General features: G+C 30.8%; 19 protein-coding genes and 1 other RNA gene. 6 read left to right on the top strand and 14 right to left on the bottom strand.

From position 1 onward, the window contains the following. Positions 1–16: 16 nt before the first annotated feature. The gene (locus Q0870_RS07145) at positions 17–250 is read left to right on the top strand and encodes a DUF2007 domain-containing protein (RefSeq protein ID WP_298553799.1); all 234 of its coding nucleotides are present in this window, start codon (positions 17–19) and stop codon (positions 248–250) included. Here the strand turns inward: Q0870_RS07145 and Q0870_RS07140 are convergent. Further along, positions 247–1,872 (bottom strand): ABC-F family ATP-binding cassette domain-containing protein, encoded by a 1,626-nt coding sequence (locus Q0870_RS07140; protein WP_298553795.1) that lies wholly within the window; start codon positions 1,870–1,872, stop codon positions 247–249. The two genes, Q0870_RS07145 and Q0870_RS07140, sit on opposite strands and share 4 nt — an antisense overlap. Before the next feature lie 176 nt (positions 1,873–2,048). On the opposite strand from Q0870_RS07140, the gene Q0870_RS07135 reads away from it, so the two are divergent. Next, positions 2,049–3,470 carry a hypothetical protein gene (locus Q0870_RS07135; RefSeq protein WP_298553792.1) on the top strand — a complete coding sequence of 474 codons (1,422 nt, stop codon included), beginning with the start codon at positions 2,049–2,051 and terminating at the stop codon, positions 3,468–3,470. Between the two features lie 13 nt (positions 3,471–3,483). On the opposite strand, the gene Q0870_RS07130 is transcribed toward Q0870_RS07135, so the two are convergent. The 3 genes from Q0870_RS07130 to ffs form a co-directional block, all read right to left on the bottom strand. Continuing rightward, positions 3,484–3,861: a hypothetical protein gene (locus Q0870_RS07130; RefSeq protein ID WP_298553789.1), complete on the bottom strand. Its 378-nt coding sequence runs from the start codon at positions 3,859–3,861 to the stop codon at positions 3,484–3,486. Further along, positions 3,858–4,661 (bottom strand): SDR family oxidoreductase, encoded by an 804-nt coding sequence (locus Q0870_RS07125; RefSeq protein ID WP_298553786.1) that lies wholly within the window; start codon positions 4,659–4,661, stop codon positions 3,858–3,860. The genes Q0870_RS07130 and Q0870_RS07125 overlap by 4 nt, the downstream gene beginning before the upstream one ends. Before the next feature lie 234 nt (positions 4,662–4,895). Further along, an RNA gene (gene ffs, locus Q0870_RS07120) (signal recognition particle sRNA small type) lies at positions 4,896–4,994 on the bottom strand. Positions 4,995–5,082: 88 nt separating this feature from the next. Here ffs and Q0870_RS07115 point away from each other — a divergent pair. After that, positions 5,083–6,117, top strand: coding sequence for a glutaminyl-peptide cyclotransferase (locus Q0870_RS07115; protein WP_298553783.1), 1,035 nt, complete (start codon positions 5,083–5,085; stop codon positions 6,115–6,117). Between the two features lie 36 nt (positions 6,118–6,153). Here Q0870_RS07115 and Q0870_RS07110 read toward each other — a convergent pair whose 3' ends face one another. The 10 genes from Q0870_RS07110 to Q0870_RS07065 all read right to left on the bottom strand — a co-directional run bounded on the left by Q0870_RS07110 (position 6,154) and on the right by Q0870_RS07065 (position 20,370). After that, the gene (locus tag Q0870_RS07110; protein ID WP_298553780.1) at positions 6,154–7,641 is read right to left on the bottom strand and encodes an aminotransferase class V-fold PLP-dependent enzyme; all 1,488 of its coding nucleotides are present in this window, start codon (positions 7,639–7,641) and stop codon (positions 6,154–6,156) included. 84 nt (positions 7,642–7,725) lie between these two features. Then, positions 7,726–8,730 (bottom strand): TlpA disulfide reductase family protein, encoded by a 1,005-nt coding sequence (locus tag Q0870_RS07105; protein ID WP_298553777.1) that lies wholly within the window; start codon positions 8,728–8,730, stop codon positions 7,726–7,728. An 8-nt stretch (positions 8,731–8,738) separates the two neighbouring features. Further along, entirely contained in the window at positions 8,739–10,727 is a 1,989-nt protein-coding gene (locus tag Q0870_RS07100) for a thioredoxin family protein (RefSeq protein ID WP_298553774.1), read from the bottom strand. A gap of 26 nt (positions 10,728–10,753) precedes the next feature. Next, positions 10,754–11,200, bottom strand: coding sequence for a protein-disulfide reductase DsbD domain-containing protein (locus Q0870_RS07095; RefSeq protein ID WP_298553771.1), 447 nt, complete (start codon positions 11,198–11,200; stop codon positions 10,754–10,756). Positions 11,201–11,384: 184 nt separating this feature from the next. Beyond that, positions 11,385–13,661, bottom strand: coding sequence for a TonB-dependent receptor plug domain-containing protein (locus Q0870_RS07090; protein ID WP_298553768.1), 2,277 nt, complete (start codon positions 13,659–13,661; stop codon positions 11,385–11,387). Between the two features lie 123 nt (positions 13,662–13,784). Next, complete coding sequence (locus Q0870_RS07085) at positions 13,785–14,195, bottom strand: hypothetical protein (protein WP_298553765.1); 411 nt, start codon at positions 14,193–14,195, stop codon at positions 13,785–13,787. Between the two features lie 46 nt (positions 14,196–14,241). Then, positions 14,242–17,376 carry an amino acid adenylation domain-containing protein gene (locus tag Q0870_RS07080; protein ID WP_298553762.1) on the bottom strand — a complete coding sequence of 1,045 codons (3,135 nt, stop codon included), beginning with the start codon at positions 17,374–17,376 and terminating at the stop codon, positions 14,242–14,244. Positions 17,377–17,397: 21 nt separating this feature from the next. Further along, positions 17,398–17,634: an acyl carrier protein gene (locus tag Q0870_RS07075; protein ID WP_298553759.1), complete on the bottom strand. Its 237-nt coding sequence runs from the start codon at positions 17,632–17,634 to the stop codon at positions 17,398–17,400. A gap of 1 nt (position 17,635) precedes the next feature. Further along, positions 17,636–19,198, bottom strand: coding sequence for an amino acid adenylation domain-containing protein (locus Q0870_RS07070; RefSeq protein ID WP_298553756.1), 1,563 nt, complete (start codon positions 19,196–19,198; stop codon positions 17,636–17,638). A gap of 20 nt (positions 19,199–19,218) precedes the next feature. Beyond that, complete coding sequence (locus Q0870_RS07065; RefSeq protein ID WP_298553753.1) at positions 19,219–20,370, bottom strand: acyl-CoA dehydrogenase family protein; 1,152 nt, start codon at positions 20,368–20,370, stop codon at positions 19,219–19,221. Between the two features lie 271 nt (positions 20,371–20,641). Between Q0870_RS07065 and Q0870_RS07060 the strand changes: the two genes are divergently transcribed. The 3 genes from Q0870_RS07060 to Q0870_RS07050 are packed head-to-tail and all read left to right on the top strand — an operon-like array spanning position 20,642 to position 25,671. After that, the gene (locus tag Q0870_RS07060) at positions 20,642–21,430 is read left to right on the top strand and encodes a phytanoyl-CoA dioxygenase family protein (RefSeq protein WP_298553750.1); all 789 of its coding nucleotides are present in this window, start codon (positions 20,642–20,644) and stop codon (positions 21,428–21,430) included. Positions 21,431–21,482: 52 nt separating this feature from the next. Continuing rightward, positions 21,483–22,685 (top strand): HupE/UreJ family protein, encoded by a 1,203-nt coding sequence (locus Q0870_RS07055; protein WP_298553747.1) that lies wholly within the window; start codon positions 21,483–21,485, stop codon positions 22,683–22,685. A gap of 43 nt (positions 22,686–22,728) precedes the next feature. After that, complete coding sequence (locus Q0870_RS07050; RefSeq protein ID WP_298553745.1) at positions 22,729–25,671, top strand: amino acid adenylation domain-containing protein; 2,943 nt, start codon at positions 22,729–22,731, stop codon at positions 25,669–25,671.

The following is a 25,671-nucleotide window of genomic DNA, read 5'->3' as shown; positions in this document are numbered from 1 at the left end:
TTAAACTTTATAAACTATGTCTAATTACATTAAAGTGTTTTCAGGAAATTTTATTGAAGTTCAACGCATATTTACTGAGCTTCAAAATTTAAATATTTGTGCAATTATTAAAGACGAATCTGAATCTGGAAGATTAGCAGGTTTTGGTGCATCTATTCAGGGGTTACAAGAAATTCATGTTCATAAAGAAGAACTTGAAAAAGTGACTCCAATTATTAAAAGTTTAACTTCTGAATTGGAGTTAGACTAAGCCGTTACCGCATACATTTTATCTCGTAACTCCTTAATTTTTTTGTCTTGCATATATTCATCAAAAGTTGTGTAACGGTCAATAACGCCATTTGGGGTTAATTCTACTACTCTGTTTGCAACAGTTTGAGCAAACTCATGATCGTGCGTTGTGAATAAAATGGTGCCTTTGAAGTTTTTCAGAGAGTTGTTAAATGCCGTGATACTCTCTAAATCTAGATGGTTTGTTGGTTCATCTAATTGCAAAACGTTTGCTCTCATCATCATCATTCTAGATAGCATACATCTTACTTTTTCACCTCCAGATAGTACCGATGATTTTTTAAAAGCTTCTTCGCCACTAAAAATCATTTTTCCTAGAAAACCACGAATATTAACTTCTTCGCGTTCTTCCTCAGTTGTTGCCCATTGGCGCAACCAATCTATTAAGGTTAATTCGTTATTAAAAAACTCGCTATTATCTAATGGTAAATAAGATTGTGTTGTGGTAACGCCCCACATAAACTTTCCTGAATCTGCCTTTTCTTTATTATTCAATATTTGATAAAACGCTGTTGTTGCTCTAGAATCTCTAGAAAACACAACTACTTTATCGCCTTTTGCAAGATTTAAATCTATATTTTTAAACAAGGTTTCACCTTCTAGTGAAGCTGTTAAACCATCAATATTTAATATTTGATCTCCCGCTTCTCTTTCGCGTTCAAAAATAATAGCTGGATAACGACGACTGGTTCTTCTAATATCTGCGATATTAAGCTTTTCAATCATTTTCTTTCTACTTGTTGCTTGCTTACTTTTTGCAACGTTGGCTGAAAAGCGACGAATAAATTCTTCTAACTCTTTCTTTTTCTCTTCAGCTTTTTTATTCTGTTGTGCATGTTGTCTTGCTGCTAATTGAGAAGACTCATACCAAAATGTATAGTTTCCTGAATAATGATTTATTTTACCAAAATCAATATCAGAAATATGTGTACAAACGGCATCTAGAAAGTGTCTATCATGAGATACAACGATTACGCAGTTATCGTAATTTGCTAAGAAGTTTTCTAACCAAGAAATGGTTTCGTAATCCAAATCATTGGTTGGCTCATCCATAATCAACACATCAGGATTTCCAAATAATGCTTGAGCTAGTAAAACACGTACTTTTTGTTTACCATCTAAATCGGCCATTAAAGTATAATGAAACTCTTCTTTTATACCTAAATTAGATAACATAGAGGCTGCATTACTATCTGCATTCCAGCCATCCATTTCTTCAAATTTTACTTGAAGCTCTCCTATTTTTTCAGCATTTTCATCTGAATAATCAGCATAAAGTGCATCAATTTCAGTTTTAATTTTAAATAGTGGCTTATTTCCCATCAAAATTGTTTCTAAAACAGTGTGTTCATCATATAAATTATGATTTTGCTCTAAAACAGACATACGTTTACCTGACTCTAAAGACACATGACCAGAAGTAGGTTCTTGTTTGCCAGAAATAATCTTTAAAAAAGTTGATTTCCCAGACCCATTGGCTCCAATAATACCATAGCAATTACCATTATTAAAAGTCGTATTAACTTCATCAAAAAGAACACGTTTACCGAATTGAACAGAAAGATTTGATACTGATAACATAAAGGACTATTTAATTTTTTGCAAAAGTAGAAAATTACATTGGTTAGACGAAACTTAGTTTCCCTAATTTTAAGTATTTATAAGCGATTTTGTTTAGTAAACATTTAACAACGCATTAACAGGACTTTATAGGAACAAGCTATATTTTTGTTGTTACAACTACTCAGAAGGGATTTATGAAGTTTAGCTTTACTATTGTATTTATTGTTTTAACAGTACTAGGTTGCAAAAAAGATAACAAAGAGTCTGCTTTGGATTATGCTTACCTAGGAGGTGAAATAATTAATCCGAATACCGACTTTATTGTTTTGTCTAAAAATGAAGCTATTATTGATACGGTTAATCTGGATGGTAAAAACAGGTTTTTATATAAAATTGATGATTTAACAGAAGGTTTATACACCTTTAGGCATGGTGGTGAGTACCAATTAATTCTTTTAGAACCAGAAGACAGTTTATTGTTTAGACTAAATACATTAGATTTTGATGAATCTCTTGTATTTAGTGGTAAAGGAGATAAAAAGAACAACTATTTTATTAATGAGTTTATAGAAAACGAAAAAGAAGAAAAATACATTATTGGGCTTTGCCAACTTAATGGTGCTACTTTCCAGAAACGAGTAGACTCTTTAAAAGCTACAAAAGTAAAAACTCTAAACCATATATCTGAAAAATATAATTTATCTCCCCTCTTTATAAAAATAGCAAATGCAAATATTGATTATTCTTATTATTCAAGCAAAGAGGTTTACCCTTTTGTGCATTACGGTAAGAATAAAGCAGCTATTTTAAAATCATTGCCTAATGACTTTTATGATTACAGAAAAGAAATTAATTACAATGATGAGTTTTTAAGCCATCATCATATTTACAATAAGTTCTTAAGATATAATTTAAGTAATTTAACTCTAAAAACACATGATATACATGAAAATAATGCGTGTTTTGACAGAAAATCTTTGTGCTACAATTTAGATAGATTAGCACTTATTGATAGCTTAATATTAAACCCAAGCATAAAAGATAATTTATTATATCATTTCACTATGGGTTATCTTTCTAAAAGTAAAAATAAAAAGAACAACAATACACTTTTAAAATCTTTTTTAAATAAAAGTAAAAGTGAAAAAGGTAAAAACATGATATTGCGTTATACAAGCTCTGTTAACAAGCTTAAAGAAGGCGATAAATTACCGAACCTTATAGTTATAAACTATAACAAAAAGATTTCAGAAATTAGTACTCAAATAGATTCTCCTACTGTTTTAAGCTTCTGGTCTAACAAATATTATGATCATTTTAAGGAGAGTCATTATAAACTTAAAGAATTAAAGTTGAAATATCCTGAAGTTAAATTCATTTCAATAAACATGGATATGGATAACTTTGAGAAATCAAAAAGACTTTTAGAAGGTCATGGGTTTAATAACAATAATGAATTCATATTTAAAAATCCTAAAGAATCATCTGAACAATTAGCTATTTATCCTATGACAAAAACCTTTCTTGTAGATAAAAACAAAAACATTGTTAATAGTAACACCAATATTTTCTCAATTAATTTTGAAGAACAACTACTTGGATTGATAAATAGATAACTTGATTTTTTCATTATTCTCTTTCCTGAGAAAAAAACAATAACTTTTCTTTAGTGGATTTAATTGTCAATACAAGCGTATCTTGTTTAAATAACCTATGAAACTTTCTATCATTTATTCTAACATCTTTTATGTAGAATTCTTGATTAAAGTGATTACCATATACCATTGAAACATCTTCAGATTCGAAAACATTTTTTGAGTAAACTTTTATATCCAAATCTTTTTCGTCAGAATAAATATACCTTTTGCTATGCGGTGTGCAAAACACATTAATATACTTAAACTCACTATTGGTATCTGATTGATAGCAATGTTTATGAGGTGCACCAAGTGGCATCAAAAAACATGAAGTAAAAAGAAATAACGAGCAAACGGATAAATACTTCATAACTTATAATGCTTCATCAACATTTTTTCATAAACCTTATCTGGTAAAATTCGTTTTAAAACGATAGAAAATTTCTGCATAAACTCACCAACCTTATAGTGTACTTTCGGGTTTTTCGTGTTTATAATTTTGTAGACTGCTTTAGCCATCATATCAGGGTCACTTCCATTATCTACATGCTCATTCATCAACTCTAAAGTATCTCCATAAGGGTTTTTATATGGCGATTTATCTAGTAATGGTACATGATACCTACCAGCTGCTATATTAGTTGCAAAATCTCCTGGGGCAACATTTGTCATTTTTATATTAAAGTCTTTTATCTCCATTCTAAATGCTTCAGTTAGAAGTTCTAAAGCACCTTTACTAGCACTGTAAATACCACGATAAGGCAATCCCATATAACCAGCAATTGAGGTTACATTAATAATTAACCCAGAATGTTGCTTACGCATTTGAGGCAATACCGCTTTAATAACATGTATTGGTCCAAAAAAATTAGTTTCAAAATTATTTTTTATTTCTTCATTAGGAGTTTCCTCAATTGGACCAGTTATTCCTGCACCTGCATTATTAATAACCACATCTAACTTGCCTTCATTTTCAATAATAGTATTAACAGTTATTAAAATAGTAGCTTCATCCTTTACATCTAAAAGTAAAATTGGAAACTTACTTGCTTTATACTTTTCAGGACTTCTACTTGTACCATAAACTATATAGCCCTTATCAATTAAAAACTCACCAATAGATTTACCAATTCCTGATGAACCACCAGTTATTAAAACAACTTTAGACATGCTATTTATTTAATTCTTTAAAAATACGATAATATTAATGAGATGAAAATGTCTAAAAAAAATAATGTCATTTTGAGCGCAGTCGAAAAACTTATAAAGACTTAATATCAATGCATTTCGACTGCGCTCAATGTGACAAAAAGTTAGAAATATACTTTTGTAGACAATCTATCTAAAATAAACTAAAAAATCTTGATTCGCCAAAGCTTTCAAGATTTAAGTTTATTGTACAAAAAAAGGCAAGCTACCTACATCACACCGCTACGACCATTTACCTTTGCTTCGTTCCCGACCTGGAGGATTCAACAGGAGCTGGTTGTGTAGGACTTGCCAGCTACAAAGATACAACCTTTTAAAATTTTCACAATGATTTTTTAAACCGATTTTAAATAAATATCTTGCTATAAATTATAAATTCAAAATGAATACATTCAAATATCTCACAATCATATTTTTAGGTGGAATACTTATTTCTTGTGGCTCTAATTCTGGTCAAAAAAAAAGTGATTTTACAATTAAAACGAATGCTATAAAAGGTAATATTGTTAATAGTGAAACTTTAAAACTGTCTATAGAAAACAAAAAAAATCATACTATAGATTCTGTTTCATACCGCTTAAATGGAGAAAAAATCACTAATGATTCTGCATTGAATGATTTTAAGCTAGGAAAGCATACTATTGAAGCCACCGTATATTTTGATGGTGAGAAACAAACAACAACATCAACAGTAACCATTTTAAATAGTGAATTACCAAAAGTATATACTTATAAAATTATAAATGAATACCCGCACGATATAACTTCTTATACACAAGGTTTAGAGTTTCATAATGATACCCTTTATGAAAGTACAGGGCAACTTAAAGAATCAAAACTTAGAAAGTTAGATTACAAAACAGGTACTATTCTTAAAAACATTGATTTAGCCGATGAGTATTTTGGTGAAGGATTAACCATTTTAAACAATAAAGTTTATCAACTTACATGGCAGAATGGAACTGGTTTTGTATACGACGTTAATACGTTTGAAAAACTAAGTAGCTTTAGGTATGGAAACAGTAAAGAAGGTTGGGGTTTATGTAATTATAACAACACTATTTATAAAAGTGATGGCACTGAAAAAATATGGTTATTAAATTCCGAAACTTTAGCTGAGCAAGAATACATTCAAGTGTATACCAATAAAGGCAAAATTATAGGTATTAATGAAATGGAATGGATAGACGGAAAAATATATGCCAATCGTTATCAAAAAGATGGCGTTGCCATAATTAACCCTGAAAATGGAGCTGTAATTGGAGTTGTAGACTTCAAACCACTAAAGAAACTTGTTACACAACATAAGGGATTAGATGTTCTAAATGGTATTGCATACAACCCAAAAACGAAAACTATTTTTGTTACTGGTAAGCGTTGGGATAAGCTATTTGAGGTCGAGATTGTAGAGAAATAAAAGCTTTAAAAAGATATATTTAAACTGGTTTAAACTTTAAAGTTTAAACCAGTTTTTAGTTATAATCTTTTCTATATTATGGTTTCCCATATGTACATACTCATTTTTTAAGGCATTATATTCATAATCTTTACCCCATACTTGATAATGCTCTGAAACTTCTGCAATAGCTTCACAAATGAATTCTATTTCATTATTACTCATTGTAGGATGAATAGACATACGAATCCAACCTGGGCGTTCCATTAAACAACCTTCAAGTATTTTTTCCTCAATAGCTTTAGAAGTTAATTGATCCACATGCAGTAAATAATGTCCATAAGTTCCAGCGCAAGAACATCCACCGCGTGTTTGTACTCCAAATTTATCATTTAAGAGTTTTACAATTAAATTATAATGAACATTTTCAATAAAAAAAGAAAACACACCTAACCTATCTTTATGTTCAGATGCTAAAATTTTAAGGTTTTCAATTTTAGAAAGTTTATCAAAAACAATAACATTCAATTCATGTTCTCGGTCTAAGATGTTTTTAACACCCATTTCTTCTTTCAATTGAATAGATAATGCAACCCGAATAGCTTGTAAGAAACCCGGAGTTCCACCATCTTCTCTGGTTTCAATATCATCTATATAATCATGATTCCCCCAAGGGTTGGTATAACTTACTGTTCCGCCACCTGGATTATCTGGTACTAAATTTTTATATAATTTTTTATTGAAAATCAATACTCCTGATGCTCCTGGACCTCCTAAAAATTTGTGAGGAGAAAAGGTAATAGCATCCAGATATTCATCTTCATCTTTTGGATGCATATTAATATTTACGTAAGGTGCAGAACAAGCAAAATCCACAAAGCATAATCCATTGTTTTGATGCATTATTTTTGCAACTTCATGGTAATTTGTTCTAATCCCTGTAACGTTAGAACACCCTGTGATTGCTGCTATTTTTATTGGACACTCTTTGTGTTTTTCAATAAGTGATTTTAATTTTATTGCACATGGCAAGCCACCTTTATTAGAAGGAATTACTTCTACCCTAGCAATAGTTTCTAACCAAGAGGTTTGGTTAGAATGATGTTCCATATGCGACACAAAAATAATTGGTCGCTTTTCCTCTGGAACTTCAGTATTCTCTTTTAAGTTTTCGCAAAGTTTAAGCCCTAGTATACGTTGAAATTTATTTATGGCACCTGTCATACCCGTTCCAACTGTTATCAGGACATCATCTTTTGAAGCATTTACATGTCTTTTAATAATGTTTCTGGCTTCATGATAAGCCAAAGTCATAGTAGACCCTGTTATAGATGTTTCGGTATGTGTGTTAGCCACATAAGGTCCTATTTCATTTAATAGTTTTTCTTCAATTGGCCTATACAATCTTCCACTAGCTGTCCAATCGGCATAAATAATTTTTTTCCTTCCGTATGGAGAATCAAAATATTTATCAACACCAATAATGTTATTCCGAAACTGCTCAAAATATTGTCCAAGTTTTGAAGACTCCATTTTAGAACTCATACTGTTAGATTATTATTGAATTATCTAATCAAAGATAATAATTGAAGACCATGCTCTTACTCAAAAACTATTACTTATATAAGATTATATATTTAATTCTTCAAATAGTTCAATTAGCTTTTTATTTGAAGGCCTTGGAGCATTCTCATCAACAACATTTCCTTTTGGATCAATTAAAATAAACCTTGGAATAGCAGAAACATTATAATCTCTAGCAAATTTTTCATCGCCTTTAGCGTATAATTGTATACCTGACATTTTTTTATCATCAACCATATCTCGCCAAGTTTGGTATGCATTTGCTCTATCTAAAGATATACTAACAAACACAATGTTTTTATCATGATATGCCTTTTCTATTCTTTTTAAAGATGGGATTTCTGCTTTACAGGGGCCACACCATGTAGCCCATAAATCTATATAAACATACTTACCTTTTAAATCGTCTAATGACGTACTTCCTCCAGCATAATTTTCGTAATTATTAAACTTAGGGGATGCTTTGCCTTTAAAGATACCAGCCGCTTTATTTTTTTTATTAAAGGCTACGGCCAACCGTTCCGCCATTGCTTTAAAGCTCTTTTCTTCATTAGCTATAAATGTAGCATCAAGATTAGGTACATTATTTAATAAATCCTGTAATTCTTTTATGCTCGAACTTACTTTTTTATCAAAATCAACTTTATTAGCATCCATTAATTCATGATTATCCAAAAGTAATTCTCTCAATAACACTTTTTCTGCTAAGTAATTATTAGCGTCTTCCCCTATTCCTGAATAACTAATAGATTCATCAAACGCTTTTGTATCTAAAGTAATTTTTAAGTCAAATCCATTTTTTAAATATAGATAAGCCTGTTCTGTTCCATCAAATAAAATATATTTTCCGGGTGTTACTTTTAAGGTGTCAGAAAACGTACCGTCAGTATTTACTTTCATCTCTTTAATGATATTATTCTGCGAAATAACTAAAGCCTCTGAACTCGGGTTTTCAATTTTACCAGAAAGCGTCACATAATCTTTAGCTTCATCTTTTTTACAAGACACAAAAACTATTGCAAGTGTTAATATGCAAATTAGTCTTTTCATAATTTTTATTATTTAATATTTTGAAATGCTTTTAAACCTTGCTCTAAAAACTTAACATACTCAGCTTCGTCTGGTGTATAACCAACAGGTTCATTTAAAACTTGAGTCCCATCAGAATTTAATAATACATAGTATGGCTGCGAATTCGATTTAAAAAATTGTGTCTGGAAATTAGCCCATTTATGTCCGTAGTTTTTCAGTAATCGCTTCCCGCCATTAACCCTATTCACCTCAACTTTTTCATAGGACGGTAAATCCTCCTTATCATCAACATAAAGTGAAATTAAAACATACTCATTTCGCAAGTAATTATCTATTTTTTCTAGTGGCCATATATGTTCTTCCATTTTTCTACAGTTTACACACGCGTAACCTGTAAAATCAATCATAATAGGTTTATTCACTTGTTTAGCATAATTGATTCCTGCCTTTAAATCTTTAAAGGTATTTAAATTGTTTGTTGAAGTACTTGGATAAAACCAAGAATAACCAACAGGAGGCGCTAATCCACTCAATAACGTTAAAGGTGTAAATGTATTTGTTTCTTTATTTACTCTAAATCCTGACGCTAAATAAATAGCAAATGCTGCCACTAAAATTCCTCCAGAAATCCTTGCAAAGGATAATTTTTTTATGGGTGAATCATGTGGGAATTTAATTTTTCCAAATAAATAAAGTGCTAAAGCAGCAAAAATGATAATCCAAAGTATTAAAAAGGGTTCAATTTTTAATACCCCCCAATGTTTTACTAAATCGGCATTCGATAAAAATTTGAAGGCTAAGGCTAATTCTAAAAACCCTAAAATGACTTTTGTTGTGTTTAACCAACCACCAGATTTTGGTAAGGCATTCATCATATTAGGAAACATAGCGAATAAGGCAAATGGAAGTCCGAGAGAAACCCCAAAACCAGCCATACCTGCGGTTAGCTGCCAAGCACCACCATCAGCTGTAAGAGAACCTGCTAACAACGACCCTAAAATAGGTCCTGTACATGAAAAGGAAACAATAGCTAAGGTTAGAGCCATAAAGAACACACCTATTATACCTCCAGCATTTTCGCCTTTAGTAGTTTTATTTGTCCAACTTGCCGGCAATGTTAATTCATAATAGCCAAAGAATGAAAATGCAAAAAACAGAAACACTAAAAAGAAGATTACATTTAGCCAAACATTTGTGGATATTTCATTTAAAATATCAGGATTAACGGAATCTAAAAGATGAAAAGGAATACTTAATATTAAATATACTAACAATATAAAGAAGCCATATAGCAATGCTTTTCCAACACCTGAACCTTTACTTTGACTCCCTTTTTTTGTAAAAAAACTAACTGTTAATGGAATCATTGGAAACACACAAGGCGTTAAAAGCGCTAATAAACCACCCAAGAATCCTAACCCAAAAATAGTCCAAAGTGATTTTTTTACTTCTATTTTACCAGAACGTAATGTTACATCACTAGGATTCATGCCATAAAGCATATTATTCACTGATTCATTATCTATTAACTCCTCTCCTACAGCACTCAAACTATCCGTATTACTAATCCCATCAATATTGAACACCAAATCTACTTCAGTTGGAGGCAAACAACGCGTATCATCACAAACCATAAATTCAACAATTCCTTTAATTGTTGACTTGTTTCCAATTAATTCTACCTTTTGCTTAAACTCAGTAGATTTCTCAAAGAATTTTATTTTCATTTGAAAAACAGGGTCGTCTATTATGTGCCCTTCTTCTTCACTTGTATTACCAATAAACTTGAAAGACCCATCTGCATCATCAAAAGAAAATGTTGTTGGTATTGGTCCATCTTCCGGAACATCTTGAGAGTACAAATGCCACCCAGATTCAATTGATGCGGTACTAACAAGATTATACTCTGTATCAGAAATTTTCTCAACAGATGTTTTCCATTTTACTGGCTCTAAAATCTGTGTATGACCTGAAGTAATCGTTACTAATGCTAATAAAAAAAGAAATCTTTTCATTCTGAAAATAATTGTAAACTAAAACACTATTGGATATTAAAAGTAAGGTTTTCTGGTTCAGGCATTATACATTTGGCATCATCGCAGACCATATATTGAACTTCTGAAGCTATGCTGAACGGCGGTTTCTTTTTCACCTTAATACGTTGCTTAAAAGTTGTTTTATTCTCAAAATATGTAACACGCATATTAAATGTAAGATCATCTACTGTTATCCCTATTTCTTCCTTTGTGTTTCCTTTTTTTAAATAATTGGGATTTCCAACAAAAGTAAATACTGTTGGTATAGGGCCACCTTCTGGTACATTTTGTGAATATAAATGCCATTTTTCATCAATTGTTGCTATGGCGATAAGTTCGTATTCTGTGCTAGATATTTTTTTCACATCAGTAGACCATTTAACCGGTTCTAGAATTTGAGAAAACGCATGCGCAGAAATGAATATGAATATACTTAAGAATATGTTTTTCATAAATGTTTTTACTTAGTAGATTGAGTCTTGAAATTATTAAAACAAAAATAGCAAGAAAGATTTTCTCCTGTTACATAAACAGTCGATAAAACCTTATAATCCATACTAATAATATGTTAAAGTTAAAAAATACAAACAAAAAGCGCACCATAAAAGTGCGCTTCAATATAAAAACGAATTAATTTTAAAACCTAACAGACACTTTACCTCTTAAAAAGAAAGGTGTACCTGGTGTGAAATGTATTTCTTCGGCAGACTCTGGTTCATCAATTAATCTACTCTCTGTTGCGAACTGTGTTTCGTTCCATTCTGTATCTAGTAAATTTTCAACTATTAACCCAAAGGTCCAGTTTTTATGGGTATAGTTCAAATTTAAATCTGTAACGAAATAGCCTTCTGCAACTATTGAGTTATCCTCATTTGCAGGTCTGTCCTTAATATACCTATAGCTAAGACCTCCAGAAAAATTATTTAAATCTTTAAAGTTTAAGCCTCCAGCCGATGTTAAATCTGGCGCTAACGGAATATAATCTTGTCCGTCAGATTCTTCTGTACTTCTTGCAACAGTATAATTTATATCTGTATTGAAATATAACCAATCTGCAATCTCATAACGTAACCCAAAATCTACACCTAAACGTCTAGTTTTTCCACTTGGTTCAACAACTGCTGCATCACCAACATATACAAATTCTTGCTCTAAAAATAAGGCCCATAAAGCAGCATTAATTACAAGTTTCGATGTTGGCTTCCATATTGTACCTAAATCCATACTTAAAGCTGTAGGTAATCTTTCAATATCCCTTATTGTAATATCTGGATTTTGAGCTTGAATCTCTTCTCGTGTAGCTACTACAAAACGTGTATCATTGGAATGATAACCTAAACCCGTTTTTAAGAATAATTGAGTTTTGGGTGAAGCAGCATAAATAAAATTCATTTTTGGACTTAACAACACCTGATTCTCACTTCTGCTGTCATAAGTTTCAGTTAACAAGTTTTCATAATCAAACGTAAAATAGTCTAAACGTAATCCAGGATTAAATGTCCATTTATTTACCTTATATGTTAGGTCTGAAAAGGAAAAAGCATTGAGTTCATCTACATTTCCATAAGCCAATCGTTCTAACAACTCTTGTCTATTTTTAGTACGAGACAGTTGATTTTCATTAACGTCATCATACCTAAAACCTACTCCTGCTCTGAATTTTAGTTGCTTATCATGATCATCTAAATGAAAAGACTTTTCGTAAACACTCTTAGCCCCAATAATTGTTCTATCTTCATATTGACGAATTTGATCTGCATTTACAGGGTCATCTAAAAAGAAAGTAAAGTTTGAAAATAGCTCAAAATCATATTGAGTAACATAGGCTGATGATTTTAAACTGGTATGTTCATCAAAATGTTGAATATGATTCATCCAAATATTAGTTCTACTTGTATTACCGCCTTCAGTATCATCAATAGCTCCAAAACGCCCTATTTGTCCGCTTTCAACAGCACGTACAGGAATTTGCCCTGATGCATCCCACTTGCTCTGGAAATGCGAAAGCGATAAATTGAACTCTTGGTCTTTATAATTGTTATAATTATAACGCCCCATTATATTTAAACGGTTGAAGTTTTGGGGAGAATCAAATACACCATCTGTTAAATTCATCTCACTAGCTACGTAAGCATTACTGTTCTCTCCATCCCAAATTTTTAGCATACTTATAGCTCGAACCGTATTAAACTGTCCTGCTTCAACAGAAATTAAATTCTTATCTATGGTTTTTTTAGTTTGGATATCTACATAACCTGCTGTATTAAAGTTCCCTTTATCTGCGTAATATGATCCTTTACCAAAATCGATATTATCAATAGTTTCAGGAATTATAAAGTGCATATCGGCATAGCCTTGACCATGCGCATGAGACACCATATTTACAGGCATACCATCAACATCTATAGCAATATCTGTTCCGTGATCAATATCGAAACCTCGTAAGAAAATTTGTTCTGCCTTACCTCCACCGGCATGTTGACCAATTATTAAACCAGGTATTTTTCTTAATACTTCTTGTGAAGATTTTACTGGGCTCGTTTTTAAATCTAAATTTAAAATAGTACTTAATGTATTCACTTTTGAAACGATTAGAACTTGATCTAATGAAGCTGATGATATTACTAAATAAATATCGACCGTGCTATCTAAATGAGATTCATTAATAACAAGCTCTTCATTTTTATAACCTAATTGATAGAAATAAACGACATCTCCAACCGAAATATCATCCAGTTCAAAGTAGCCTGAAACATTTGTATAGGTATATGCCCCAGTGTTTTTATTGTAAACCCCAACACCTTGCAAGGGTTTACCATTCTCTTCTGAAATTACTGTTCCGCTTAGTTCGTGGGCATTAATTATCCCAATACCAAATAGAAAAATAAATAATGTTATTGTATTTTTTAACATAGCTATTGTATTTTACTCGTTAAGAAGTTAACACCTCTACGAGAGTTTTATAAATAAAATTTGTGTGAATTAGTTAATTCTAGACGGTTGCTGTTTTAAAATTTAAAGCAACAAAACATAATTTTAAACCATCTGTGGAGGTTCAATAGTTTTTTTAATAAATCCTTCTTGAATTTTTCGAGGATTGAATAGGAAGGTTTGTTCTATTTGTAAAGATAGAAACAAGACTTGTTTCTTAAGTCTCTTTTTAACTCTTATATGTTTATCTATTTTTTGATTTACTAGCTCTGAATTTTCAGAATCACTTTCACTATTTGAAGCTTCTAATATATTATCTAATATTTCTAAAACCTTATGATTATGAAGACCCTTTTGTTCGTTTTTAAAAAAATGGACGTCATCATGTTCTAAATCATTTAAGTTTGAATGAACTAAAACAGTATCAGGCATTTCTAACTGATGCGTAAGTATATGTAATAATTTATTAATTTCATTATGAGATGGCCCAAAGGCATAACAAATACTCAATGCCATAGCAACAATCTTAATAACAAACGGCTTCAAGCCTTTTTGAATATTATTATTCATCTAATAATTCAGTTATCACTTTTTCAATATTATTGGAATAAGCTTCGATAGTTGGATAATTAAAAACGTCAGTAATAGACACATCCAATTCTAAAATAGCTTTTAACCTAGAAGTAATAGAAATTGCGCTTAACGAGTTACCTCCTATTCTTAAAAAATTCACATTAACGCCTATTTGTTCTATATTTAAAACTTCTACCCAAACGTCATGAACAATTTCTTCTATTTCGTTTCTTGGAGATATGTACGAAGTTTTTACAACAGCGGTTTCATTTTTTGTCAAATCATTTCTTTTTGGGAGTTTTTTTCTATTTACTTTCCCGTTTGACAGCAATTCAAAACCTCCTAAATGGATATAACATTGTGGAATCATATACTCCGGAAGTCGTAATTCTAACAAACTAACCAACTCAAAATCTTCAACTTTATCTCCAGTATAATATGCTATTAGACTATCTTTTTCATCAACCGAAACAATAGCTTGAGTAATGGAAGCATGTTTTTCAATATTTTTTTCAATTTCACCAAGTTCAATTCTTAAGCCTCGCAATTTTATTTGATTATCAATTCTTCCATGATATTCAATTACACCATCTTCTCGATAGCGCGCCAAATCACCCGTTTTATACATTTTGGCGTTTGAATTATCAGAAAATATATCTTTTACAAACCGTTCTTTCGAAAGTTCTTCTCTATTTAAATAGCCTTTGGAAACTTGTTTTCCAGCTATGTATAATTCGCCTTTTAGACCTATTGGTAACTGGTTTAGTTTTTCGTCTAAAATATAAAGTTGCGTATTTGCAACAGGTTTACCGATTGGAATCCCGTTAGCTAAATCTTCTTTTTTGCAATGCCAACTCGTAACATCGACTGTGGCTTCTGTAGGCCCATACAAATTATATATTTCAACATCTAATTTATCATAAGTATCTTCAACAATAGGAACAGACAAAGCTTCACCACTGCAAAATATTCTTTTTAGGCTTTTACAATTTTCTACACCATTGGTTTGAGAAAACACATTTAGCATGGAAGGCACAAAATGAATATTAGTGACTTTATGTTTTTTAATGGTTTCTATTAATTTATCAGGATTTTTATGCCCTTCATGCGTTTCAATAATCAATCTTGCGCCCTCTTGAAGTGGCCAAAATAATTCCCAAAGTGACACATCAAAAGTAATTGGTGTTTTTTGAAGAAAGGTATCATTCGGCGTTATTGGATAATCCTTGTTCATCCAATTGAGTCGATTACAAATACCTTGATGATGGCATTTTACACCCTTTGGTTCTCCCGTACTTCCAGATGTATATATAATATAAGCCAAATCGTTGGGTAAAACTTCAATATGGTTAGATTTTACATCAAATAAAGCCAACTCTGGCTGAATGGTTTTGACATGGAAACTATCAACTGTATTTAAAATTTCTTCATCAATCTTATTATGATTGTACAACAGAATTTTAGACTTTGCATCTTTCAAAATGAAGGCTAATCGCTCTGAAGGAATGGATGTATCTATAGGTAAATAGGCAATTCCAGCTTTTATAATGCCATAGATATAAATCATCATTTCTAATGATCTTTCAAGGCTTACTCCAATTATATCCCCTTTTTTTATATCTTTTTTAATTAAAAAATGAGCCATTTGATTGGATTTTTCATGAAGCTCATTATAAGTAAGAGATTCATTTTCAAATAGAATTGCCACCTCATTTGGTGTTTTTAAAACTTGTGCTTCAAATTTAGAAAGCAATGTTTCATCCTTAGGATAATCAAACGCTGTGTTATTCCAAATTTTTATTCTTGAAATTTCAGTTTCAGTAATTAAATTTACTGTACTAATTTTCTGTTCATGGTTTTCAATAAAAGCATCAATTAGTTTTAAAAAATGCTGTGGAACTTCTTGTTGCTTTTCAGCATTAAAAACTTGGGTGTTTAAATCAAAATAAAACTGAATTTCACCAGAATTATCAAAATCATGAACGTGCAAACGTATATGATGTCTTGGGTCTGTGTGTCCGGGATGCACCCATGATGTTTTAACCGAAGCACCAGCAAAATCTGAATTTGACGTGTTTATATAATTAAAAAACACATTAAAACTTCTATTCAATTCTGCTGTTGAAGCTCCTACTTGTGCATGCTTAAGAAAGCTATTACTTTCCAACTGAACCTTTTGCAAAAGTGACAAAAATGTTTCTTTATCTTCAATTTCGGTAATTAACGGAAAGGTTTCAACAAAATAGCCAATCGTGTTTTTATGACTTTTTGTTGTTCTGTTGTGAGTTGGCGAACCGATTACCAATTTTTCTTGACCACTAACTCTGTACATATATGCAAAGAGTGATGTTAAAAATATATTATGGAGTGTTAAGTCTAAGCTCCACCCTCTAATGCCTTTTATATTGGCTAATAGGTTAAGTTTTTCAGTACGCTCTTTACCTAGTTTAATATGTAAACGCTTTGATGCTGTATCTAGCAACACCTCTTTCTTGTTGTATAATGAAGGAATTGAAGGAAATTGTTTAAACTTTTCTTCCCAATGTTTTGATGCAACCTCTATCTTACCATCCTCTTTAATATTCTCACAATAAGTAACAAAATCTTTGTAATGAGGAAGTGTTATAATATCATCTAATTCATTTTGCGATGCTTTAGTATAAAACTGAGACATCTTGGAAAACATAATGGTATTACTCCAACCATCTGTTATTAAATGATGTTGATTTATAAACCAAATAAAATTATTCTTCGAAATTTTAATAAGTACACAATCAAAAAGACACTTTTCTAAATCAAATTGTATTTGTACCCTTTCTTTCTCCCATTCAGAATATAAATTTTGTGGGTTAGTTTCATTTGAAAAATCAATAAAATCAATATCATAATCTATTTTAGAAAGAAATTTTTGTACAGGTTCATCATTCTCTAATTCAAAAACTGAACGTAATACACCACTTTTTTCTACTAACTTTTCAAACGCCTTTTTAAAATGAGGTACGGAAATAGCATCTTTAATTTCATAAGTCATCACCATATTATACATAGGAGAATTAGGATTTAATTCCTGCCCTATCCATAGTAGTTTTTGACTTTGAGTTAATAATGTATAATTGTTTTCCATACACAAAACGCTCACTTAAATTTACAATTTGGTATTAACGTATTCACAAATATTTTCTACAGTCATAAAATTTTCAATAACCATATCTTCTGGTGGTACAATAATTTCAAACGCTTCTTCAACAAAAGAAATTAGTTTTACCATCCCCAATGAATCTAAAATACCGCTACCTAAAAGATCGTCTGATGCTTCTAAGCCATCTTCAATATCATCACTAGCTAATTCAGTTTCTATATATTTTATAATGGTTTGTTCCATTCTATAATAATCTTATTATCTTTTCTATATCTTTTCTATTCACTTTTCCAGAACTGGTTCTAGGAAAATACTCTAATATTTCAATTCTTTCTGGGACTGCATAAGGCGGTAAATATTGTTTACAATGCGCTTTTAAATTCATTGTAGGTATTTCTGAATTTTCACTTAATAATACCGTAGCAAACAATTGTTGATCATCATCTATATTACTTAAAAACACAGCCGCTTCAATAACTACTTCATGTTTAAGTAGCGTATTTTCAATTTCATCAATTTCTATTCGGAAACCTCTAAATTTTATTTGTCTATCTTTTCTCCCTAAAAACAATAACTCCTTTTTATCATTAAGTCTTACCAAATCGCCAGTTCTGTAATAAACAGAATCAAAACCAGGAGCAATTTCATCTATATATAATGATTTTTCTGTTAAAGGTTTATTATTCCAATACCCTTTCATCATGGTGGCTGATCTTACTACCAGCAAACCTTCTTCACCTTCATTTACCTCATTATCATTAACATCTAAAATCTTATATTCAGTATTCCCCCAAGGCTTTCCAATAGGAATTGTATCACCACCTTCAGGAGGTACTGATAAATTGTAATTAGTGCATTGGTTTAATTCTGTTGGCCCGTAAATATTACTATATTCTGGATGAGGCCATAATTGCATTAAAGCTCTCAATTGTTTAGTTGCAAATACTTCCCCAGAGAACAACACCCACCTTAAGCTTGAAAAATCTTTTCTATCAATACCGCCATTTAACAGGAGTTGAACTAAAATTAGCGGAACAGAAAACCAAATGGTTAACTGTTCTTTTTCCATAAGTTCCGCAAGGCTCACCGGAAATTTAAGATGCGCATCAGAAATAATTATGGTTGTTGCTCCTGCTAATGGTGCCGAAAAATATCCTAAAATAGATGGATCAAAATGTAATGGCGCAACATTTGCCACTTTATCTGCTGAATTAAAACCATATAAGTTAACCACTAACTCAGTAAATGCAAGTGCGCTATTATGTGTATGCATAATACCCTTTGGGGTACCTGTACTACCCGATGTATATAAAATATATGATAAGTCTTCTCCTAAAATATTAACTGGCTTATAATTTTCCAGTGAACTATTAAAAATAGCTTCCCATGAAAAAGATTTTATAGTATCAATCTCTGAAACACCAATAATAGATTCTAAATTATTTTTTTCTGAAAGAAGTTTTTTTATTTTTTTAAATTGTTTCGGAATCGTTATTAAATATTTTATTCCACAATTTTCAATTAAAAAATTAGCGCGTTCAATTGGCACAAATGGATCAATAGGTACATAAGCTGCCCCAGATTTTAAAATGCCATAAACTGCAATAGCAGTTTCCAAACAGCGTGGCATTAATATACCAACCCTATCACCCTTTTTTACACCCAATTTAATTAAACGCGATGCAAGTTGAGAAGATTTCACATCTAAACCTTTGAATGTAATAGCTTCATTCAAAAATCTAAACGACTCTTTATCAGGGAAATCCCTAGCAGAATTCTCTATAATCTGTACTAAGTTATATATCAATTTTTCTTTTTTATTGAATCTTAAAGACCCAAAAGTTTAGCAATAATATTTCTTTGTATATCTGAGGTTCCAGCATATATTACACCTCCAACTGCATCTCTTAAATCTCGCTCTACTTCATTCTCTGATAAGTAACCATATCCGCCATGATTTCTTATAGTATCTAAACTAGATGCCACATAACTTTCACTTAACTGCAATTTTAGAAGCGCAGATTCTAACATAGCTACTTTTCCTTGATCTTTAATCCATGCTACATTATAAAGCAGTAATCTTGAAGTTTCTAGTCGTAATTTCATATCTGCAATTCTATTTGAAACCGATTGAAACTCTCCTACCGATTTACCAAATTGCTTTCTTTTTTTTACAAAAGCTATGGACTGTTCTAATTGATATTCCATGGCTCCTAATTGGCTCGCCAAAATACTACAACGATCATGTTCCAAAGAATGGTTTGTAATACTCCATCCTGCCCCTTCTTTTCCTAATCTATTTTCTTCAGGCACAAAACAGTCTTTAAAATATAAGCTTCCTATTGGTACAGTTCGTAATCCCATTTTCTCTTTGTTGGTACTTACGGAAAAACCTAGTGCACTGGTTTCAACAATGAATGCAGAAATACCCCACTTACCTAATTTTGAGTTAGTTATAGCAAAAATTAAAGCTAAATCTGCTACTGGAGCTAAAGTTATTAGACACTTTTCTCCATTTAAAATATACCCCCCTTCAACTTTAGTTGCAGTAGTTTGCATGCTAAAAACATCGGAACCCGCATTTGGTTCTGTTAAAGCATGACATGCGATTTTTTTTCCTGAAACTAAATCTGGTAAATACTTTTTTTTCTGCTCGTCAGTTCCAAATTGATTTATAGGTAATTGAACCGTCCACATTTGGGCACTCATTGCAAAAGGCAAACCATTGTCTCTGCAACTATAACCTAAGCCTTCCATAGCAATAGTGGCATCTAGCAAATCCAACTTATTTTTGCGACCACCATATTCAGCAGAAACAGCAATACTTAATACTCCAAAATCTGCACATTTTTGCCAATCTTCTCTAGAGAATAATAAAGTCTTATCTCTTTTAAAAATAGACGAGTTCAACTCTTTCTTTGCAAATTCACTAAAACTCTGCTTTAGCTGTAGTTGCTCTTTTGTTAATGAAAAATTCAATTTTTTTTAAACAATAAACTCGAATAATTATTATTAAGCAAAAACTATCGACATGGAACTTTTAATTACGATTAAACTTTTATTTTAAATATTTTATGCAAAAAAATAAGTTGTTTTCATGTTTTCATGCACTTTAACGACAAAATCATACAAATGAGTTATTTTATTTAAATTATTCTCAATATTCTCAATACTTTTAAAATAAAAATTGGTATTCTTAAAACCATAGCATTAAAAATTGCGTAAGGTTTTATGAATAAAAAAAACTGCTATGCTTAAAAAGAAACAAATTGAATTTTACCATTCAAATGGTTATTTAGTTTTGGAAACTATTTTTTCTGAAGAAGAAATAATAGAATTAAATTCCAAACTGAAAAACTTCAAAAACCATACCTTGCAACCAAATGTTATTTGCGAAGACAATGGAGATATTCGGTCTATTTTTGCTCCTGAGACTCAGGAACCCCTTTTTGGAAACTTAATAAGAGATAAAAGAGTTTTAACTGCAAGTGAAGAACTTCTGAATAATAGTCTCTATTTATATCAATATAAACTTAATTTAAAAGAAGCTTTTGCCGGTAAATTCTGGGAATGGCATCAGGATTATCCATATTGGCATTATGGAGATGGTGTTAAATCTCCAGATATGATTTCTGTAATGGTGCTTTTAGATGATGTAAAATCATACCAAGGACCGCTATTAGTTATACCAAAATCTCACAAAGCAGGTATTGTAGATTTTCAACATAAAGCCCATTTAGAAAATAAAAAAGATAATTTATTAAACTCCTTAAATTCTGATTTAAAATATACTATTAGCAATAAATTAGTAAAAGAATCTGCTCTTTTAAGTAGTATTGTTTCATTAGAAGGTAAACGAGGTACAGTTGTATTTTTTCATCCAAATATTTTTCACGCTTCTAACACAAATGTATCACCATTTACTAGAAGTACAGCAATATTAACTTATAACAGTATTAACAATGTTCCTGAAAAAAAATCATCGAGACCAGATTATATTTGTTACAGGGATTCAAATCCATTACAAGCAACCATCTAAAATACAATACGTTATTTAAAACTTAAAAAACCATCACCTAACTAACACTAACATGAAAAAACTATTACTAGTCTTATTTTTACTCTCTTCAATATTTTCGTATTCGCACGAGCCAAATCAAAGTTTTATCTTTTTAAAAATTTATGAAAAAGATGGAATAGAAGGTCGTTTTGAAATCAATGCTAACGAATTAAACAAAATTTTCAATTTTAATTTACCAAAAGATGCCTCTGTTGACGATATTAAGCCTTATAAAAATGTAATTCAAAAATATATACTTGACAATGCAAATTTTAAATCTGAATTAGGTGAATATGAAATTATTTTTGAAGACTTAGGGGTCTTAAGATTAAGTTATGGCAATTTTATGCAATTTAATTTTCATTTAGAGGGTATCGAAGTTTTACCAGAAAACTTAGATGTTTATTACAACGTTGGTTTTAAAGAAGACAAAACACACAAAGGATTTTTAACCGTTGAATATAACTGGAAAGCAGGTTTGATTAACAATGAATCTATAATTGCTTTAGATTTTTCGCCATCTGACCCAAATGACACTTTAAATCTTAGCGAAACTTCTATTTTTACTGGTTTTATTGCTATGATAAAACAAGGTGTTTGGCATATCTGGATTGGTTTAGATCATATCTTATTTTTATTAGCACTTATTTTACCATCAGTTGTAAGAAGAAAAAATAAAACCGTTTTTGGCTGGGAACCTGTAATGACTTTTAAATCTGCATTTTTTTACATTATTAAAGTGGTTACCTTTTTTACTATAGCGCATACCATAACCCTGACACTAGCTTCGTTAGAGATAATAAACCTACCCTCTCAACTTGTAGAATCAATTATTGCATTTTCAATTGGTTTAGCAGCATTTCATAATATAAAACCCATTTTCAATATGAAAGATTGGGTTATAGCATTTGTTTTTGGTTTGTTTCATGGATTTGGTTTTGCTAGCGTTTTAAGTGATTTAGGTTTAACTGGAGAGTTTTTAACCTTATCACTACTAGGGTTTAATATTGGAGTCGAAATTGGACAATTAGCAATTATAGCTGGTATATTTCCAATATTATACCTAATAAGGAAATATGCGTTTTATCCTAAACTCTTAGTTTACGCATCCATATTATTAATAATAATATCGCTCTATTGGTTTATTGAACGTGTCCTTGATACCAATTTATACATAGATGACTACTTATATACATCTGCTTACGAAATAGCAAAATGGCTAGGTTTAAAATAACATATAATTCAAAAAATTATAATTAAGTATTGTATTAAAAATTATGGAGGAAAAAGACACAAATAAAACATCACTACTTAATAGGTGGAAAAACCGAAAAAAAGAAGAAGGTGCCTCTACAAATATAATTACCAAAGTAGCAACTGGTATAAAAATACCGCTTTCGTATGGGCAAAAGCGACTTTGGTTTTTACAACAAATGTATCCCAGTAATCCGTTTTATAACTACTCTGAAACGTATACATTTGATGGCGAATTAAAAGAAACCCTTCTAATAGAATCTTTACAAAGTGTTTATAACGACCATGATATTTTAAGAACAACCTTTCATATTGAAGATGGTGAAATTTATCAAAAAGTTGATGCCAATGCCAAAATGGACATTGCTGTACATGATTTAAGTTCTTTAAATAAAATGGATTCTGAAAAAAAATCTTTAAAGGTCATGGAAGCAGATGCCTTTAAATATTTTAATTTAGAGAGGAGTCCATTAGTTAGAGCTTCTTTGATAAAGATAAACCCTGTAAAACACATTCTTCAAATAACATTACACCATATTGTTACAGATAAGTGGTCTATGCGCGTTTTTAGAGAACAATTATCAAATTATTATCAATCAAACGCAGTGATATCTGAGTTATCCGATAATAAAGCTAAAATGCAGTATGCAGATTATGCATATTGGTTAAATAAAAAAGCCATTAACTCTGAACATTTTGATTATTGGAAACAAAAATTATCAGGAGAAATACCAAACTTAAATTTACCAACAGATTATACAAAGCCCTTACAACCATCTTTTAAAGGCGCTGCATCTAGCACACAAAATTTTGGTAAAGAATTTTCAACTAAAATTTTAGATTTAGCAACACAATTAGAAACTACGCCCTTCAACTTAATGCTTTCTGTATATTACATTTTCTTGTACAGATATAGTGGACAGAAGGATATTTTAATAGGTACACCAGTAACCAATAGAGACTCAAAAGAACTTGAAAAGCTAATTGGCTTTTTTAATGACACTATGGTTTTAAGAACTGTCCTCAATGATGATATGTCTTTTACAGAGTTACTAAATCATGTTAAGAAAAACCACTTAGAAGCTTTTAAAAATAAAGATATTCATTTTGATTATTTGGTTCGAGAATTAAAGGTAGATCGTTCTTTAGCGATAAACCCATTTTTTCAAGTGATGTTCTTATACCATTCAGTTCCAGAAAACCCCTCTTTTGGGGAAAACCTAAATTTATCACATACATGGTTTGATTTAAAAGTCTCAAAATTTGATTTAACGATTTATGTAGCTGAAGAAAATGGAATACTTTCATCAACATTTGAGTATGCCAGCGATTTATTTCATGAATCTACAGTTGAACGTTTTCAAGGCTATTTCAAAACACTTTTAGAAGGTATAGTTGCTAATCCAAACGAAAATATTGTTGAGTTACCCATGCTTCCTTCCCATGAGAAAAAATTTCTATTAGGACAAAAAGAAAAGACTAAAAATCATTTTTCTGAATACTCTGGCATACATGAAATAATTGAAAATATTTCTAAATCTAATCCTGAAACTATAGCTGTAACATATAAGGATACTACAATAACGTACAAACAGCTAAATAAAAAAGCAAATGTAGTAGCACATAATTTAGCAGAATATATTAAAAGTGACAACGAAGTTATTGGCTTGTGTATTGATAGATCTGTTGATATGATTATTGGCATGTTAGCCATTTTAAAAACGGGTTGTGCCTATTTACCAATAGACCCTGATTATCCTAAAGAGCGCATTGATTTTATGCTTAAAGATGCACAGGTTAAAACCATTGTTAACAAACAAAATGTGGCTAGTTTATTTTTAGATAATGCTCTAAATCAAATACAGATTGATAGTTTAGATTATACACCAGGTTCTAATATTACAAATGTTTCAGTATCAAAACCCTCAAATCTAGCTTATATTATTTACACTTCTGGAAGTACAGGGCAACCAAAAGGAGTCCCAATTACTCATAAAAACATCATAAACTCTACTGGAGGGCGGTTAGATTTCTATAATGAAAAACCAACAGCCTTTCTGTTAATGTCTTCTATTTCATTTGACAGTTCGAAAGCTGGAATTTTCTGGACACTTTGTACTGGCGGAAATCTAGTAATTGCAGAGAAACGCATTGAACAAGATATTGAAAAAATAGGCAATCTCGTAAAAAAGCAGTCTATTAGTCATACACTAATGCTACCTTCATTATACAAGTTAATGCTTCAATATATTGATTGTAAAAAACTGAATAGTTTAAAAACGGTAATCGTAGCTGGTGAAGCATGTAACAATTCACTTTGTGAAAATCATTTTGAAAAACTACCAAATGCAAGTTTATATAATGAATACGGTCCTACGGAAGCAAGTGTATGGTGTATTGCACACAAAATTGTTAAAGAAAATAGTAACAACATTAACGTTCCTATAGGTAAACCTGTTGCAAATGCAGAAATTTATTTATTAGATGAAAAACTTAACTTAGTACCTATTGGAAGTGTAGGAGAAATTTACATAGGTGGCGTTGGGCTTACCAAAGGGTATATTAATAGGCCAGACTTAAATAAAAATGCATTTATAAACAACCCTTTCAATAACTCAAAAAAAATATATAAAACTGGTGATTTAGGAAAACTAAGACACGATAACACTATTGAATTTTTAGGAAGAGCGGATCAACAAATAAAAATTAGAGGTTACAGAGTAGAATTAAATGAAATAGAAAAAGTTATTAAAAATTATAATGAAAAGATCCTTGATGCTTATGTTCTTGTTGAAACTGATACATCTAACTTTATTTCTTATACAGATAAGGAAATATATAATTTAGAAACTTTAATAGAAATTTTAGGAAAAATGGAAGGGCAAGACGTAGATTCTATTATCTCTTCTATTCAAACGTTAAACAACAATCAAAAGAAATACCTTCTTAACCAACTAGAAGCATAA

It is taken from the genome of uncultured Algibacter sp. (assembly GCF_947487575.1).
In the GTDB taxonomy this organism is placed as follows: Bacteria; Bacteroidota; Bacteroidia; order Flavobacteriales; family Flavobacteriaceae; genus Algibacter_B.
This window is presented reverse-complemented; position numbering and strand designations above follow the sequence as displayed.